Genomic DNA, 16,915 nt, shown 5'->3' on the forward strand with positions numbered 1-16,915 from the left:
GTTCATTCGGCATGGCCCGCCTGCGCACCTCGGTTTAGTCCTGCAAGGCAAACGCCACCGCAGCCCGCGCATGCAACTCGGTGGTGTCCAACAGCGGCAGGCCGCTGTGTTCGGGCTTGATCAACAGGCCGACTTCCGTGCAGCCGAGGATGATCGCCTGGGCACCACGGGCGGCCAGTGACTCGATCACCCGTTGATAGATCTGGCGTGAAGTGTCGCTGATCACGCCCACGCACAACTCCTCATAGATGATGCGGTGCACGTCCTGGCGTTCATCCGCGTCCGGCACTAGCACGGTCAGGCCGTGCTCCGCCAGGCGGGCGGTGAGAAAATCCTGCTCCATGGTAAACGCCGTGCCCAACAGGCCGACCGTCAGCGTGCCGGCTTTCACGGCAGCCACGCCGGCGGCATCGGCGATATGCAGGAACGGAATCGACACCGCCGTCTCAATGCGTGGCGCCAGCTTGTGCATGGTGTTGGTACACAGCACCACACACTCCGCACCGCCGGCCTGCAAGCGGCGCGCGGCGTCTTCGAGGATCAGCGCGGTGTCATCCCAGCGCCCCGCATGCTGGGCTTGCTCCACCGGCCCGAAGTCGACGCTGTACATCAACAGTTGTGCCGAGCGCAGCGGGCCGAGCTGATCGCGCACGCGCTGGTTGATGATGCGGTAATACTCGGCGCTGGACTCCCAGCTCATGCCGCCGATTAGGCCGATAGTGCGCATGGAATGTTCCTGACAAAGGGGGCGTTTTACCTTACGCAACCGCTCGGCAATAGTCATACGCAGTTGCTGCCCAAATGACCGGTGCAGTTTTAAGCCATACGCTCAACCGCTGTATCTGCCATGATCCGGGCTCGCAACCGGGCTCACCCAAGGAACGCCGCAATGGACGATGTACAGCAACTGAGCGAGATGCTTCGTCATTACGCCGACAGCGAAGCGCATAAAAAACAGCAGTTGGACATTCAGTCAGCCCGCTGGACGCACAAGCTGGATGAGTTGTTCCAGCAGATCGAACACTGGTTGGAACCGGTGAAAACCGTTGGTTTGCTGGAAGTGGGCCGTCAAGTCTATACCGCCAGCGGCCCGAGCGTGCCGGTGGAGACATCGACCTTCAAGACACAGAAGCTGACCGTACAGATCACCGGCAAAACCGTCGAGTTCGTCCCGGATGTGATGGGCGCCGGTGGCTCGATTTCCATAGCGGTGCTCGGCCTGACCGCTGCCCGGCATGGCAGCGTGTCGCTGGTGCTGGCGGCGGATAAAAACGATTGGCTCTGGAAGAAGACCAATGGTCTGAAAGATCCGGACACCTTTGGTTTCGACGCGAATTTCCTCGCTGCGCAGTTACAGAGCCTGATTCCACGCGACCGCGCCTGAACCCGATACTTTAAAACGGCTCACCCAAGTGTCCTGGGTCAAATAAGGTGTATTTCCCAGGATTGGCTATACCTAGAGTTCACGCTTACGACGAAGGTCGCCAGGGAGCTCGATGATGAAACTAAGGCTAACGATCAGCACGCTGTGCATCGCCGCGCTCGGCATGACCGGATGTGCCAGCAAGGTCACGCAACCGGATGAGTATTCAGGATTTCTCTCCGACTACAGTCAACTGAAAGAGGCCAAGTCACCTTCGGGTGCCGAGGTGATGCGTTGGGTCGATCCCAAGCTGGACCTGAGCCGCTACAGCGCGGTGTACATCGAACCCACCCAGTTCTACCCCAAGCCCCAAGCCACCGCAAAAATCCCGGACAGTACCCTCAACGGTATCAACAGCTATTTCAATCAGGCGCTCAAGCGTGAGTTGGCCAAGTCACTGCCGTTGGCGAATGGTCCGGGTCCGGGAGTGATCGTGGTACGGGCGGCCATCACCGCCGTCAGCAGCAGGGCCGAAGGCCTCAAACCTTATGAGTTCATCCCGGTGGCCCTGGTCGCCGCTGCGGTGAGTACCGGTACCGGCATTCGTGACCAGGAAACCACCTTGGGCACCGAGGCACAGTTCCTGGACGGTGCCAACGGCAAAGTATTGGCACAAGTGGTGCGTAAAGGCACCGGCAAGCCGCTGGAAAATGACTCGCAAGTGATGAAGGCCGATGACGTGAAAAACGTGATCGATGGCTGGGCGTCCGACCTGCATCAGTCTTATGTGAAGTTTAAAAAGCGCTAGAAGGTATTGCGCGCGTACCGGTTGTAAAAGCTGAGCAGGACGTCGTAGCGATGGGTGACGAGGGCGTAGTCGTCGCTCAGTTGCTGTGGCGGGGCGTGCTCCAGCCAGTGCTGATGCAGGGTGCGCAATGCGTCCAGGTACGCATCGGCGGACGCCTTGGTGTTGTACCAAAGGTATGCCACCCGCTCATCCGGCCGTGTTTTCGGCATTGCATTCATAAAGCGCCTGCTGTCCTCACTCGCTTCGCGCACCGCCTCGGTCAGGTCGGCCAATTGGTGCGGCGTAAGGTTGGCGTCGCGCACGCCTTGTTCGATTTGGCGCACCGCCTGGCGCGCGGCGATCATGTAGTTCAGCAGGTGCCATTGCAGGTCCCGTCCAAAACGGGCTTGCAGTAACGCCAACTGCGCCGGGCGAACCTCGAGGTCTTCACGTTCCAGTTGGCTGCGCAGTTGTGTGGACACTTGCAGATAGGCTTCACCCGCTCCGGCGACTTCCCCCTGCAGGTGCTTGTTCATGACGTCAGCGACCATCTGCTGAGTATCGGTGGACAGGTTACGGGACGGCATGGGTGTCACGCTGTCCGCCAACGCTGTGAACTTATTCAGCCTGTAGGCGTACACACTGGCGAGGCCGATCAAGCGACTGCCGGGTTCCAGACGTTCCAGTTTCAGCGTGAATAATGGGGAGCACACCGCCGCCTGAATCAGGCGCGGAACGGGCTCGCTGTCGTCGCCGAACGTATCGCCAGTGGACATTTGCGCCTGTGGCGCCTGGCTGTGGTAGTACGCCAGGCGCGTATCCCGGTCGACGCGGTTCACACAATCAATGATCGGTGCGAGGGCGCTGGCCTTGGCGGTGAAAGGGCTGTCGCGCTGGTCCAGCCACAATTGCACCTTTTGCATGGGCTTGGTGGCGCCAGCCACTCCCAGCAGGCCCAAGCCCAGCGCCAGGCTTATAGGGAGCAACCATTTTGGATTCATCGCCGGGCCTCCTGGCCATACCACTGGGCCTGGGTCGCGGGAGCCTGGCATTGCGCCGCGTTGCGCGGCATGCGGCTGCACAGGCGTTCGGTCCACTGTTGCAGGCCCTGGTTACGGGTGACCAGGTGCTGGTTGTCGAGCATGTTCAAGCCGGCATAGAGCGTGACGCCGGCCACCACGCACAACGCGGTGCCCACGATGGCCCAGCCAGGATGACGGGCAGTCCAGGGCGAGTGGTGGTTTGTGAGGGGGCGCTTGATCCAGCCGATCAACGCCAGCACGGCCACCAGGGTCAAGCTGGCGAAGGGGCCGAACACATAACCCAGGGCCACCGCCACCACCAGCCCCGGCACCAGGTCGCGCAAGGGCAGTAACGGCAAGTGGGTAGGGCTGATCCAGCGGGGTAAGCGTTGGCTCAGACGTTCATCCTGCACCCGGTACTGGTGAGCAAACGGGCGCCAGGCCTGCCAGGCGACCCCGGCGCAGACCACCGCGCCTATGGACCAAAGAACGCCCTGGCCCAGGGTGGGTACTATCGCGCCTGCCAGGCGCTCGGCCTTGACCAGCACGCCCACCAGGCAACTGACGACCAGCGCGACGATCCAGGGCCAGGTGTCCATGGCGCTGTCCCAGCCTTGCCAGAAATACACCGTGCCACCGGGCATCGCCTCAGCCACACGGACGTGGTCGGCGTAGATGTCGGCGCTGAGCGCTTGACAGGCTTTCCAGTCGTACTCATCGAACCGTTGGGCGAACGCGCGGCGCTGGCCCAGGCTCATCGGCGCCAGCAGCAAGCGCGCGGCGCGCTGTTGTGGACTGTCGGGCGGTTCTGCGGCCAATGCGCGTTGGCGCGCCAAAAACACTGGCCCTTGCTGGCGCCGCAACAGCGTGGGCCAATCGCCAGGCGGGCAATTGTGATCAGCGCCGCCATGCCAGCCTTGCCCCGCACAGACCGCTTCGAATACTGCGCCGGACCAGTAGGCATGATGGGAGAGCAGCCTGGCCAACCACGCGTTGAACCACTCGGCATGGGGATGGTTGTTCATCCAGAAATGCTCATGACGGGCCGCATAGATCGCCAGGAACGCGTCCTCATCCTGCTGATCGAGAGCCTGCTGCAACGGTTGCTGCAGCCGCGCGCGTTGCTGGCGTTCCAGGGTGTCGACCAACATGCCGGGCAGTTCCAGGCGTTGCCAGGCGGTCAGCCAGTTGAACGTCTCGAACGCCCATCGCCTGTCCTCGGCCGTGAGATCGCCGTCGACGCAGCGTTGCAATACATGGATTTCCAGGGACAACGCTGTGCCATCGGTCATTGCGCTCGCATAACGCTGCGCCAGGGGCGCGTCCCGTTCCGGGGTGCTTGCCTCATCCTCACTCTCCGGCGCCGGTGGGGTTTGGCTCCAGTCCAGCGCCGTTTCATAGGCGTCACGCAGGCGCTGGAAACCCTCCGGATCGTCGTCCGGTCGGGTCTTTTTCAGCAAGGCGGCGTATTGGCGCTTGATCGCGCGGGTATCGGCATCCGGCGTCAGGCCAAGGACATTCCAGCAAGTCATGTGCGGTACAACTCCCTAAGCAATCGCGCGCACATTACCTGTTTTACGGGGGGATAAACCAGCGCTCGTGCGAGGCGCCCGCGTGAACCGGGCGCGGGGCATTATTTCAACGGTGTCAGCGGCGGCACCTTCCACTGACCGTTACCCACCTCTGGTTTGGGCAGGTAGATGCGCAGCACCGCGAAGAATGGGCCGGGCGGGGCAGGCAACCAATTGCTCTGTTCCGCCTTGGGCGGCTCGTGGTGCTGTAGCGCCAGGGTCAGGCCACCGTCTGCGTCCAGTTTGAGGTTGGGCAGCATCCGCGAATTGATCAGGTAGCGTTTTTTGTGGTTCGGCACCAGCAATTTGGTCTTGGCGTCGTAGAGCGTCAGTGACCAGAACGCGTCGGCCGGTGGCAGTTGGCCCTTGGCGAAGTGCAGCGCGTAGCTGTGGCGCGCGCCGTTGACCGGCTTGCCCTCGCTGTCGAGGGTGTAGCTCAGCACCGCCGCTTCGTCGCCTGAGTTGCCGAAGAGTGCCAGGTCCGCACCGGCGTAGCGGTACAGGTAGTTGTTGTTCAGGCGATCTCGGCTGCCGTGCAGATCGCCGCTGCTGACCTGGTGGGTGTCGATCTTGTCCTTTTTGAACGCGGCGAATTCAGCGCGGGCATCGCTGATGCCATCTTCCAGCGCTTTACGCTGTTCGGCGCTGAGCTGATTGACCTTGAACGGTAAGCCTGGGGCGATACCGATCCTGGCAAAGCGCGCCAGTTGGTCTTTCTCACTGTCCTGAGGCGCGGCGAAGCTCAGCATAAAGTTCAAGTAGCGAAACAGCTGCGGACCTTCGGTCATGGTCGCCATCGGCTTGGGCCAGTCGACTTTCGGCGCCTTGGTCGGGGCGGCCTGCTTTACGTAGCTGCTCAGGGGCTGCACTTTGTAGCCGCTCTGGATCTGCTTGACCTTGTTCAGGTCCTTGTCATCAAACAACTGCGTGCGATACAGGGCGTAGGCGATGTTGCTTTCGCTGTATATCACGCGGTCCACGTCTACCGGCTGCTGCCCCTTCCAATCCGGGCCGGCGATCATGTAGTGGCCGCCATTGTTGCCCGTGCTGCGGGTCCCCAGATAGGCGAAGTTCTGCGTGTACAGGTCGATCAACTGTACCGAGTAGTAGCGGTCGTCTTCGATCTTGGGCAGGGTCAGCACCAACGGCTCGCTGCGCAAGTCCATCCATACGAACGAGTAGGGCGTGTCGGGGTTCGGGGTCAGGGGCGCGGTGTCCTTGGGGGTGAACACCTGGGCGGTATGGCCGATACGGTTGAATGGCGCCTTGAAATGGGTTCCGCCTTTATCAACAGCCTGGGTGTAGAGCGTCTTGTACATCTCGACGACCGGGAAACCATACAAATAGGCTTCCTTGGCAATGGCTCGCGCTTCGCTTGGGGTGGCGGTGAAATCGGCCCAGGCGCCGGTACTCATGAGTATCGAGAGGCTCGCCAACAGCAGGCGCGCAGGTTTTCCAATCATGTTGTTGCATCCTTCCAGAGTGCTTTTGACTGACGGGGATTGAAGGCTGCGAGTTTCCTGCTTTATTTGTCGAACGTCACGTTAATCCCAACACACAGGCAACCAAGGGCTTCGCCGTGCCGTTAGAGGGCCTGGTACAGGCTCGAACGCGCAGCCGGGCGTATCAGGCGTCTGGCAGCATCGATGTGACTTTGTTGCGCAATTGATCAATCGAGAACGGCTTGCCGATTACCTGCATGCCTGCCGGCACGTCGATATTTTCGGCGTAGCCGCTGGCGAACAGGATCGGCAGGGCGGGGCGCTGTTCACGGACCTTGGCTGCCAGCTGCTTACCGTCCATATCGGGCAGGCCGACGTCGGTCATCATCAGGTCGATCACCTGGTCAGTCGTGTCAACGATCGCCAGTGCGGCTGCGGCATCAGCGGCTTCAAGCACTGTGAACTCCAACTCCTCAAGCACATCGACGATCAGCATGCGCACGATGGCGTCGTCTTCAACTACAAGGATGGTGTGGGGGGAGGGCATAGTGAGGAGTCCTGAAAAATGAGGGGGGAGGTCTTGCTCAGTCGAAAGACTATCCTCTACTGAGTTGTGTCTTTCCCGGCAAGTTCCCGATACCAGCCGCCTATTGTGCAGGCAGCCGGCCATGATGTCTCGCAGGAAGCTGAAATCATGGCCGGCAAGGGGGTTCGGGTGGTTAGTCATTACACCCCGGTTTGGCGGCTTTACAGGTCCGTCATAAACAGATCGGGCACACTGCTATTGAGTGAACGGGTCATTATGTTCAACTCCACCTCATCAAAGTTCGAAATCTTATAGTGGGGCACGGACGGGTCCGTACCGTAGTGGGGCATCACGTGCTTGGACAGCCCGCTCTTTAACGTGCTTTCCAATCCGGCACGCATCTGCGCTTCTGTAGTGAATGCCGCTTTGCCGAAGTTGGGGTCAAAGTAGAACCATTCCTTTTTACCTTGGCTCACCGTGACACCGGCGGTAATGCCATGGCCAGGGCCATTGATCAACAACGTGCGTGAACGACTGGCGTTGGCCAGTTCCGAGATGAGTTCGGTGTAGGGCACCAATCGCTCCTGCATACCCAGGTGGAAATTGCTGCCCAGGATGTTCTGCAGCTCACTCAGTTGCTCATGAAACCGCGCCACTTTAGCGGCTCGGGTCTGCTCGGCAACGGCCTTGGCCGGATCGGTTTTGCGCAACGCCAGGATTTCATCGGGGGTCAGCGTGGGCACCATCGAGGCGTAAAGGTTCCTCATGAAGGTCTCTTGCTTGCCGTGTTTGATCGCCGCGGCCATCACATTGGACAGTGCGGCGCACTCGCCCTCCGAGAGCACGGAGGCTTGGCTGAGGTAAAAGCCTTGGGGCAATGGGATGGTTTTGCCACCGGCGGCGGCTATTTCGTCTTTGAAAACCTGGAAGTTCTGTTGGCTGATGGTGATTCTTCGGTTTTCCATGTACCGGAACAACTGCCCGATTTCTTCCGGGGTGCGCCCGCGAGCGATAGCCAGTTCTGCCAGTTGAGCATTGGTCAGGGTTTCCGAGAATCCACTGATGGTGTCTGGTCGCCCTGAGTTGTAGCCCTTTTTGTACGCATCAAGGTCGAGTGTCTTCGCCGTCAGACGCGCGGTTTCGAGCCGCTCGGGCAGCACTTCAAGCTCATCGATTCGCTTGACCAGGCAGCCCAGTTCTTCCGGCGAGCGCTGTTCGGCAACCGCCAGGCGTTTCAATTCCTCCACCTTCATTGCCGGGGAATAACCAAAAATCGCCTCGGGCTTGCCGGTGTTCTGGCCTTTGATATAGGCCGCATTGTCCTTGGCTTTGGCGTTGGCGATCGCCGCGATAAAGTCTTTACGGTAGTTAGGATTGTTCGCCACAGGCGCGAGTACTGAAGCGATCATTTTCCCGAACCAGCTATCGACGATCGCTTTGACTTCGCCTTCATGAGCGGCAACCGACGGCACGAAACCTTCGAGCGCAGCACCATAAGGCTGCTGTCGGACAGGGTCGTAGTTGTACCACTTGCCATCTCGAAGTACCGCACCGCCTGCAACGGTCTGTTCTGCGACTTTGAACGAGCCCACCGCCGCCACCTTGTGTTGTCGGCTGGCGGCCTTGAGCAAATCGTAGCTGCCACTGGCGCCCTTGAGCGTGTTGACGACTTCGATGCCTTTGGACAACAGGTACCCGCCGCCCTTGCCGGCCAGCCTGGCACCGCTGGCCGCCAGGTCGCTCAGGCCACTCAAGGGGTTAAGGACGCCGATGGCGGCTGCACCGATCACTTTGCCGGCCTTGAGCGCCTTGGCGCCGCTGGAAATGGCTGAGCGCCCGATGTTGATTAGTTTCCCCGCAGTTGCAGCGCCTGCGGTGAGAAAGCCGAACACATCCAGTGCCAGATCGGCGGCCCCTTCGCCGTAGTTACCCTTCTGGAAATTGACGATGGCTGATCTGAAGGGGATCAAGTTGAGCAAGAATTCGCTCAGTGGTTTGGGGCCGCCCTGCAACTCGTCCAACGTCGTCTGCCCACGCGCCTGTTCTTTGATCGCGGGGTCGTCCAGTTGCAGGTGTCGAACAAAGGCGTCGGCAATCAAATAGGAGCGGTTGCTGTTGAAGCTGTACATGGAGGCCGGGTTGACCGGACGCTCACGCGCCAGATCATCCGCCCCTACGCGCGGAACATAGGTTTTGGTCGTGGACATTCGCTTGGACTGCCGCGATTCCTGATTCTGCGCGCGGTTCAGGCCCGTTCGCTCGATCGTGCCTTTGTTGAAATTGATTTCATACGCGCGCGACTGCCCATTGAGCTGCGTCTTTATCACCAGCCCCGCTTCAGTTGAGGCGTTGGAGGAATCAAAAAAGCCCGTGCCCAACTCATACGAGCCCTCCTGGAAAAAGTTGATTTTCCCAAACTCAAAATGCTGGCGGTCTTCCAGTGGAAGCTGTGAGATCAGATGCCGGATCATGGTGTTAACGGCGGCCTTTTTTTCCCGGATCGCACCCTCAAACTTCAGTTCAAAGGCCTGTTGAACGCCGAACGTCGGGTTGTTGTTCAGCGCTTCTACGGGGATTTGCGGGTCATCGCAGGTGAAGGGTCTTGGGTTCGGCAAGTCCATCATGGCGATGTCCAGGAGCGAGTGCAGGCCAACCAACCCGGTTTGGCTCGCATCGCCACGGTACTGATCAGTGCCAAGTACTTTTTTTTCGAACAGCTCGCCCAAATCGCCAAAACGTTCCTTGAGTTTGGCCAGCGCCAGCGCTTTACGCGTCGGAATTTCGTTCTCCAGCGCCTTGGAGGCCGAGAGCCGAACTTCCAACTGCCGATTGAATGCAGTTCTGACCGAGTCGAGTTGCGCGGGGGTGTAGTCGATGCCCGCTTTTTTCACCAGCCACCCGTTAGCTTCGCCCCAGTCGAGCAACGCGGCGGCCTGGGCGCGCTGGGTAATCGCAGGGTCAACCAAGGCGGCGCTTTCGGCCTCGCCCATGACGTCGGCAAAGGTCATGTTGGCGACTTTTCCCGGCGTACGTGCTTCGATCGTGGCGGCGGCGATTGCCAAGTTAGCCCAGGCCTGGCTGCCATAAGTGACTGTGTCGGGAATGTTCTTGATCAGGAACACGGGTGCTCGCTGTGCCAACAGCAGGTGGGCTGCGGCTTTGGCCAGGCTGGCGCTGGTTTTGCCCGTGGCACTCAGATGATTGGCTAGACCGTCTACCACGGTGGAGGCCCGCTTCCCCCAATGCGTGTCGCTTGCCAGATCGAAGCCGGCAACGGTGTTTCTGCGCGGCGCGCTGATCGACTCGGGGTCCAGTTGCAACGTAATGGCTGCCAGCAGGTAATCGGTGTCACTGCTGTCGGTGGCGATGCCCTGCATGCCTTGCCGGAGCGCGCGGCCCATCAGGCTGGCCTGGGGGGAATCGATCAATGCTTCGAGTATTTTGGCAGGATCGTTTTGCGCCTGGGCCGCAAGGGGCTGACGGTAGCGCAGGAACGCCAGCACGCCGCCCGGGATTTGCGAAACCGTGGGCCTGTCCCCCAGCGCGTGTACATGGCTGAGGGTGAGGGCATGCAGACGCTTTTGTTGATCGATGTTCAACGGCATCGGCCAGGCCAACGCCCCACCCAGGTGACGGCCGGCGAGGGCGGGCCGATCAGTGGGCGGCGGGGTTTGTTGGGGCTTGACGTCCTCAGATGCCGAAGCGTTCAGGGCTGGAGCCGGTGGCACGGGCACCGAAGTGAAGGGCACGACGGGATTGAACGGGCGGATAAGCGCGTGGGGGGAAATCTGGGCCATGACTCTGTACCTTTACGGGAAGGAAATCGCGTCCTCCTGGTGGAGACTCCCTGTATCCGAGACGCCGCAGTGTGTGGGACCCGATAACGGCGGGGTTCCGACGCGTCGCCGGCAAAGTGTCAGCAGTTGAGTCGAGGTCAGGCCGTAAAGCGCCCAGTGCCCGTGCGATTGCGTGCACGAGGCAATGGCTCATTCACCTCCGGGCGCTTAGAAAAATAGCCCTTGGGGCCGACTTTGGGGCAAACTCGCGGTTTTTCCGTATTTGGCCAAGGCATGCCCATGACTCCCGCGTCGACAGTCGATGAAAAGAGCTTTCGTACCCTCCTGAGCCGAAACGTGGCGCTGCCTTTGGGTGTGGGCGTGCTCAGCGCGGTGTTTTTCGTCTGTCTGATCACCTATCTCTTGACGGTGATTCAGTGGGTGGAGCACACCGATCGGGTCATTAACAACCTCAATGAATCGTCCAAATTGACGGTGGACCTGGAAACCGGCATGCGTGGTTTTCTGATCACCGGTGACGAACATTTCCTCGACCCCTACGAAGTGGCCAAGCCACGCATCATGGCCGACCTGCGCAATTTGCAGGGCCTGGTGGCGGATAACCCACAGCAAGTGGACCGCCTCAAACGCCTGGAAGCCCTGCAACTGGAGTGGAACAAGTACGCTCAGTCGATGATTGACATGCAGCGTCAGAGCGGCGATTTCCGAGGTGCGGTCAAGGCCGGGCGCGGCAAGCGCCTGACCGACGAGATCCGCAAGGAATATGAAGATGCCGTGGCGATGGAGCAGCAGTTTCGCATCACGCGCAACCAGGACGTCACCCGCACGACGATCATCAGCGTCATCCTTTATCTGGTGTTCGTACTCGGCTTGAGCGGCTTCCTGGCGTATATCGGCAGAAAAAATCTTGTAGCACTTTCAGACAGTTACAGCGCAAACCTCGCGTCACAACAGAAGATCGCGCGACGCCTTGAACAGCAAGCCTGGCTGCGCAACGGCCAGACCGAATTGGCCGAACAAGTGCTCGGCCAACTGACCCTGAACATGTTGGGTCGCAATATCCTGCAATTTTTTGCCCAGTACATGGGCTCGGCCGTTGCGGCGCTGTATGTGCGCGAAGAACACGGCGGCTTGCGGCGCGTGGCCACCTATGGCTTCTCCCGCGATCAGGAGCAACTGGAACAAGCTATCTATAGCGACGAAGGGATCGTCGGTCAGGCCGCCCAACTGGATCGTCTGATCCGCCTGGACGATGTGCCGGTGGACTACTTCAAGGTCAGTTCGGGCCTGGGCGAAGGCACGCCCCGTAGCGTGCTGGTAGTGCCGACCAGCGATGATGACCGCGTCAATGGGGTGATCGAACTGGGTTTCCTGCGTCCTCTTCTGGAGCGTGACGTGGAACTGTTGGAGCTGATCGCCGGCAATATCGGCACCTCCATCGAAGCGGCGCGTTATCGCCAGCGGCTTCAAGAAGTGCTGGCGGAGACCCAGCAACTCAATGAGGAGCTGCAGGTCCAGCAAGAAGAGCTCAAGACCGCCAACGAAGAGCTCGAAGAGCAATCGCGCATCCTCAAGGAATCCCAAGCCCACCTGGAAACCCAGCAAGCGGAACTGGAGCAGACCAACGAGCAGCTTGCCGAGCAGGCCCAGACCCTGTCGGAGCAACGCGATGCCATGGACCGCAAGAATGTCGAGCTCAACCAGGCGCAACTGGAGCTGGAGGACCGCGCGGATGAATTGCAGCGCTCCAGCAAATACAAGTCCGAATTCCTCGCCAACATGTCCCATGAGCTGCGCACGCCGCTCAACAGTTCGCTGATCCTGGCCAAGCTGCTGGCGGAAAATCCCCAGGACAACCTCAGCACCGAACAGGTCAAGTTCGCCGAGTCGATCTATTCGGCCGGCAATGACCTGCTGAACCTGATCAATGACATCCTGGATATTTCCAAGGTGGAAGCCGGCAAGCTGGAGGTGCGTCCGGAAACCTCCAGCGTGACGCGTCTGGTTGAGGGGCTGCGCGGGATGTTCGAGCCGTTGGCCGCCGATCGCAAGCTGGGCTTCCAGGTCGAGGTGCAGGCCGGCGCGCCGGGCATGCTGTTTACCGACCGCCAGCGCCTGGAGCAGATCCTCAAGAACCTGCTGTCCAACGCGATCAAATTCACCGAAAAGGGCGAAGTCAGCCTGTCCGTGTCACGCGCGCCGGGTGAGGGCATTGCGTTCACCGTGCGCGACTCCGGGATCGGTATTGCTCCCGATCAGCAGGAGAGCATCTTCGAGGCCTTCCGTCAGGCCGATGGCACCACCAACCGTCGTTACGGCGGTACCGGGCTGGGCCTGTCGATTTCCCGCGACCTGGCCGCGCTGCTCGGCGGCTATATCAGTGTGAGCAGTGAGCCAGGCAAAGGCAGTACGTTTACCCTCGTGTTACCCGAGCAATACGTGGAGCGCGAGGAAGACGCGCCGCCCATCGAGCAGCCGCGCCAAGCCGTTGTGGCACCAGCCCCGAAACCCGTCGCCATTTCACCGCTGCCGGTGGCCGACGCGAACCTCATCCCGCGTTTCGCCGATGATCGCGACAAGGCGCCATTCACCACCCGTTGCATTCTGGTGGTGGAAGACGAGCCGAATTTCGCACGCATCCTGTTCGACCTGGCCCATGAACTGGGCTACCACTGCCTGGTGGCCCACGGTGCGGACGAGGGCTACAAGCTGGCCGAGGAATACATTCCCGATGCGATCCTGCTGGACATGCGCCTGCCGGACCATTCCGGCTTGACCGTGCTGCAGCGCCTGAAGGAGCACGCCGGTACCCGCCATATCCCCGTGCACGTGATTTCCGTGGAAGACCGCGTCGAAGCGGCCATGCACATGGGTGCCATCGGCTATGCGGTCAAACCCACCACCCGCGAAGAGCTCAAGGACGTGTTCGCCCGCCTGGAAGCCAAGCTGACCCAGAAGGTCAAGCGCGTGCTGCTGGTGGAAGATGACGACCTGCAGCGCGACAGCATTGCCCGCCTGATCGGCGACGATGACATCGAGATCACCGCCGTCGGCTTCGCCCAGGAAGCCCTCGAACTGCTACGCACCAACGTCTACGACTGCATGATCATCGACCTCAAACTGCCGGACATGCTCGGCAACGAGCTGCTCAAGCGCATGGCCACCGAGGATATCTGCTCGTTCCCGCCGGTGATCGTCTACACCGGACGCAACCTGACGCGCGACGAAGAGGCCGAGCTGCGCAAGTACTCGCGCTCGATCATCATTAAAGGCGCGCGCTCGCCGGAGCGTCTGCTGGACGAGGTCACACTGTTTCTGCACAAAGTCGAATCCCAGTTGTCCCATGAACGCCAGAAGATGCTCAAGACCGCCCGCAGCCGCGACAAGGTCTTTGAGGGGCGCAAAATCCTGCTGGTAGACGACGATGTGCGCAATATCTTCGCCCTGACCAGCGCTCTGGAGCAAAAAGGCGCGGTGGTGGTGATCGGGCGTAACGGCCGCGAAGCCATCGAGCGGCTCAATGAAGTCGAAGACATCGACCTGGTGCTGATGGACGTGATGATGCCGGAGATGGACGGTTACGAAGCCACGGCGTTGATCCGCCAGGAGCAACGCTGGAAGAAACTGCCGATCATTGCCGTGACGGCCAAGGCGATGAAAGACGATCAGGAGCGCTGCCTTGCGGCCGGTTCCAACGATTACCTGGCCAAGCCCATCGATCTGGACCGTCTGTTCTCGTTGATTCGCGTATGGCTACCCAAGATGGAACGCATTTAAGTGGAGCAACGTTTTTTGGAAAAAAGCAGCGACATTGAGCTGCGCCTGCTGATTGAGGCGATTTACCTCAAGTACAGCTATGACTTTCGCGACTATTCCGGCGCGTCGGTCAAGCGCCGCGTGGCCCATGCCTTGCGTCAGTTCGAGTGCGCGACTATCTCGGCGTTGCAGGAACGGGTGCTGCATGACCCGGCGGCGTTCATGCAGTTGCTGCAGTTTTTGACGATCCCGGTGAGCGAGATGTTTCGCGATCCGTCGCACTTCCTCGCGATTCGCCAGGAAGTGGTGCCGCTGCTCAAGACCTACCCCTCGATCAAAATCTGGATTGCCGGGTGCAGCACGGGGGAGGAGGTCTATTCCATGGCGATCCTGCTGCGCGAAGAGGGCCTGCTCGATCGCACCATCATCTACGCCACCGACATCAATCCCGCCTCCCTGGACAAAGCCAAGCAGGGGATCTTCTCCCTGGAGAACGTACGCGCCTACACTGCCAACTATCAGCAGGCCGGCGGGCAACGTTCATTTGCCGACTACTACACGGCGGCCTACGATTACGCAATCTTCGACAAGACACTGCGCGAGAACGTGACCTTCGCCGACCACAGCCTGGCAACCGACAGCGTCTTCTCAGAAACTCAGTTAATTTCATGTCGTAACGTATTGATTTATTTCAATAAAAAATTGCAAGATCGCGCGTTTGGATTGTTTCACGAGTCGTTGTGCCATCGCGGCTTTCTGGTGCTGGGCAGCAAGGAAACCCTGGATTTTTCCGCTTACAGCACGCAGTTCGAGCCCTTGGTCAAGCAGGAACGGATCTACCGCAAATCATGAACGACGCAGTTGCCAGCCCGATTCGCGGGATTGAAGCCATCGTCGTCGGCGCCTCCGCCGGCGGTGTGGAGGCGTTGCTGAGTATTTTTGGTGAGCTGCCGACCGGTTTCGGCCTGCCGATCATCGCCGTGCTGCACCTGCCGGATGAGCGCCGCAGTCAACTGGCCGAAGTCTTTGCGCGGCGCCTGCGCATCCCGGTCCGTGAGGCACGGGACAAGGAAGTCATCGAGGCGGGCACCTTGTATTTTGCCGGGCCCGGTTATCACCTGTCGGTGGAGCACGACCGCAGCCTGTCCCTGAGCCAGGAGGAGCGAGTGCATCATTCCCGGCCTGCTATCGATTACCTGTTTGCATCGGCGGCTGACGCCTACGGCCAAGGCCTGCTGGCGATATTGCTGACTGGCGCCAACCAGGACGGCGCACGTGGGCTGGTCCATGTGCAACAGAGTGGCGGCACCACCGTTGTGCAAGACCCCAATGAAGCACGTATCGCCGTGATGCCTCTGGCGGCGCTGGCGCTGCATACACCTGACCACATTATGACTCTGAGCCAGATTGGCTCGTTGCTGGCTTTGCTGGAATCCTCCCCATGTTAAGTACTGTCCAGGCCAAGCTGCTGATCGTCGACGATCTGCCGGAAAACCTGCTGGCCCTCGAAGCGCTGATCAAGCGCGAGGACCGTCAGGTCTACAAGGCATTGAGCGCCGACGAGGCCTTGTCCCTGTTGCTGGAACACGAGTTCGCCATGGCGATCCTCGACGTGCAGATGCCCGGCATGAACGGCTTCGAGCTGGCTGAACTGATGCGCGGCACCGAAAAAACCAAGAACATCCCGATTGTGTTCGTCAGCGCCGCGGGCCGCGAACTCAACTACGCGTTCAAGGGCTATGAAAGCGGCGCCGTGGACTTTTTGCACAAGCCGCTGGATATCCACGCGGTGAAGAGCAAGGTCAACGTGTTCGTCGACCTGTACCGTCAGAGCAAGGCGATGAAGCTGCAGCTCGAAGCCTTGGAGCGCAGTCGCCGTGAGCAGGAGCTGCTGCTTACGCGGCTGCAGGCCACCCAGGCCGAGCTGGAGCAGGCGGTGCGCATGCGTGACGACTTTATGTCGATCGTCGCCCATGAAGTGCGTACGCCGCTCAACGGTTTGATTCTCGAAACCCAGCTGCGCAAGATGCACCTGGCCCGAGACAACGCCGCGGCGTTTACTCTGGACAAGATGCACGCCATGGTCGACCGCGATGAACGGCAGATCCAGAGCCTGATCCGCCTGATCGAAGACATGCTCGACGTGTCGCGCATTCGTACCGGCAAATTGTCGATCCGCCCGGCGCGCTTCGATCTGGCGCAATTGGTGCGCAACCTGGTGCAGAACTTCGCGCCGCAGGTGGCCGCCGCTGGTTCTTCGATGCAGTTGCAGGCCGAAGGGCCGGTGGAAGGCAACTGGGACGAGTTCCGTATTGAGCAAGTGGTCACCAATCTGCTGACCAACGCCCTGCGCTATGGGGCCAAGAGCCCGGTGGATGTGCGCGTGTATGCCGAGCACGGTGAAGCGCGGGTGGAAGTGCGCGACCGCGGCATTGGGATCAGTGAAGAGAACCAGAAGCGCATTTTCCAGCAGTTTGAGCGCGTGTCAGCCAGCCAGGTGGCGGCGGGGTTGGGCCTTGGGCTGTTTATTTCCGAGCAGATCGTCACGGCCCATGGCGGCACGATTGAAGTTGAAAGCCGGATCGGTGAGGGCGCGCTGTTTCGGGTGTGCCTGCCCCTTGAACCTGCGGCGTGAAATCAATCGTCACTTC

12 protein-coding genes are annotated in these 16,915 nt (G+C 60.3%); 6 read left to right on the forward strand and 6 right to left on the reverse strand.

Translation table 11 applies throughout. The annotated features are described in order from the left end of the window. Positions 1–34: 34 nt before the first annotated feature. Positions 35–727, reverse strand: coding sequence for an aspartate/glutamate racemase family protein (locus KZX66_RS15990; RefSeq protein WP_248081041.1), 693 nt, complete (start codon positions 725–727; stop codon positions 35–37). 162 nt (positions 728–889) lie between these two features. On the opposite strand from KZX66_RS15990, the gene KZX66_RS15995 reads away from it, so the two are divergent. After that, complete coding sequence (locus KZX66_RS15995) at positions 890–1,384, forward strand: hypothetical protein (RefSeq protein WP_248081043.1); 495 nt, start codon at positions 890–892, stop codon at positions 1,382–1,384. Between the two features lie 115 nt (positions 1,385–1,499). Beyond that, positions 1,500–2,171, forward strand: a complete 672-nt coding sequence (locus KZX66_RS16000) for a DUF3313 domain-containing protein (protein ID WP_248081046.1) — start codon at positions 1,500–1,502, stop codon at positions 2,169–2,171. Here KZX66_RS16000 and KZX66_RS16005 read toward each other — a convergent pair. The 5 genes from KZX66_RS16005 to KZX66_RS16025 form a co-directional block, all read right to left on the reverse strand. Then, positions 2,168–3,151: a DUF3829 domain-containing protein gene (locus KZX66_RS16005; RefSeq protein ID WP_248081049.1), complete on the reverse strand. Its 984-nt coding sequence runs from the start codon at positions 3,149–3,151 to the stop codon at positions 2,168–2,170. The genes KZX66_RS16000 and KZX66_RS16005 overlap by 4 nt on opposite strands. After that, on the reverse strand, positions 3,148–4,704 hold the full coding sequence (locus KZX66_RS16010; protein ID WP_248081051.1) for a J domain-containing protein: 1,557 nt from the start codon (positions 4,702–4,704) through the stop codon (positions 3,148–3,150). The genes KZX66_RS16005 and KZX66_RS16010 overlap by 4 nt, the downstream gene beginning before the upstream one ends. 101 nt (positions 4,705–4,805) lie before the next feature. Then, positions 4,806–6,206, reverse strand: coding sequence for a DUF1254 domain-containing protein (locus KZX66_RS16015; RefSeq protein WP_248081054.1), 1,401 nt, complete (start codon positions 6,204–6,206; stop codon positions 4,806–4,808). A gap of 163 nt (positions 6,207–6,369) precedes the next feature. Next, complete coding sequence (locus KZX66_RS16020) at positions 6,370–6,732, reverse strand: response regulator (protein WP_248081056.1); 363 nt, start codon at positions 6,730–6,732, stop codon at positions 6,370–6,372. A gap of 200 nt (positions 6,733–6,932) precedes the next feature. Then, complete coding sequence (locus tag KZX66_RS16025) at positions 6,933–10,508, reverse strand: hypothetical protein (protein WP_248081059.1); 3,576 nt, start codon at positions 10,506–10,508, stop codon at positions 6,933–6,935. 279 nt (positions 10,509–10,787) lie between these two features. On the opposite strand from KZX66_RS16025, the gene KZX66_RS16030 reads away from it, so the two are divergent. From KZX66_RS16030 to KZX66_RS16045, 4 genes are read left to right on the forward strand one after another with little or no spacing between them, the layout of a single operon-like run. Then, positions 10,788–14,285 (forward strand): response regulator, encoded by a 3,498-nt coding sequence (locus KZX66_RS16030; protein WP_248081060.1) that lies wholly within the window; start codon positions 10,788–10,790, stop codon positions 14,283–14,285. Next, positions 14,286–15,116, forward strand: a complete 831-nt coding sequence (locus KZX66_RS16035) for a protein-glutamate O-methyltransferase CheR (RefSeq protein WP_248081062.1) — start codon at positions 14,286–14,288, stop codon at positions 15,114–15,116. Then, positions 15,113–15,712 (forward strand): chemotaxis protein CheB, encoded by a 600-nt coding sequence (locus KZX66_RS16040; protein ID WP_248081063.1) that lies wholly within the window; start codon positions 15,113–15,115, stop codon positions 15,710–15,712. Before KZX66_RS16035 ends, KZX66_RS16040 begins: the two co-directional genes overlap by 4 nt. After that, positions 15,706–16,899 (forward strand): hybrid sensor histidine kinase/response regulator, encoded by a 1,194-nt coding sequence (locus KZX66_RS16045; protein WP_248081065.1) that lies wholly within the window; start codon positions 15,706–15,708, stop codon positions 16,897–16,899. The genes KZX66_RS16040 and KZX66_RS16045 overlap by 7 nt, the downstream gene beginning before the upstream one ends. The last annotated feature ends 16 nt before the right edge of the window (positions 16,900–16,915 follow it).

The sequence above is a fragment of the Pseudomonas sp. EYE_354 genome (assembly GCF_023148575.1).
In the GTDB taxonomy this organism is placed as follows: domain Bacteria; phylum Pseudomonadota; class Gammaproteobacteria; order Pseudomonadales; family Pseudomonadaceae; genus Aquipseudomonas.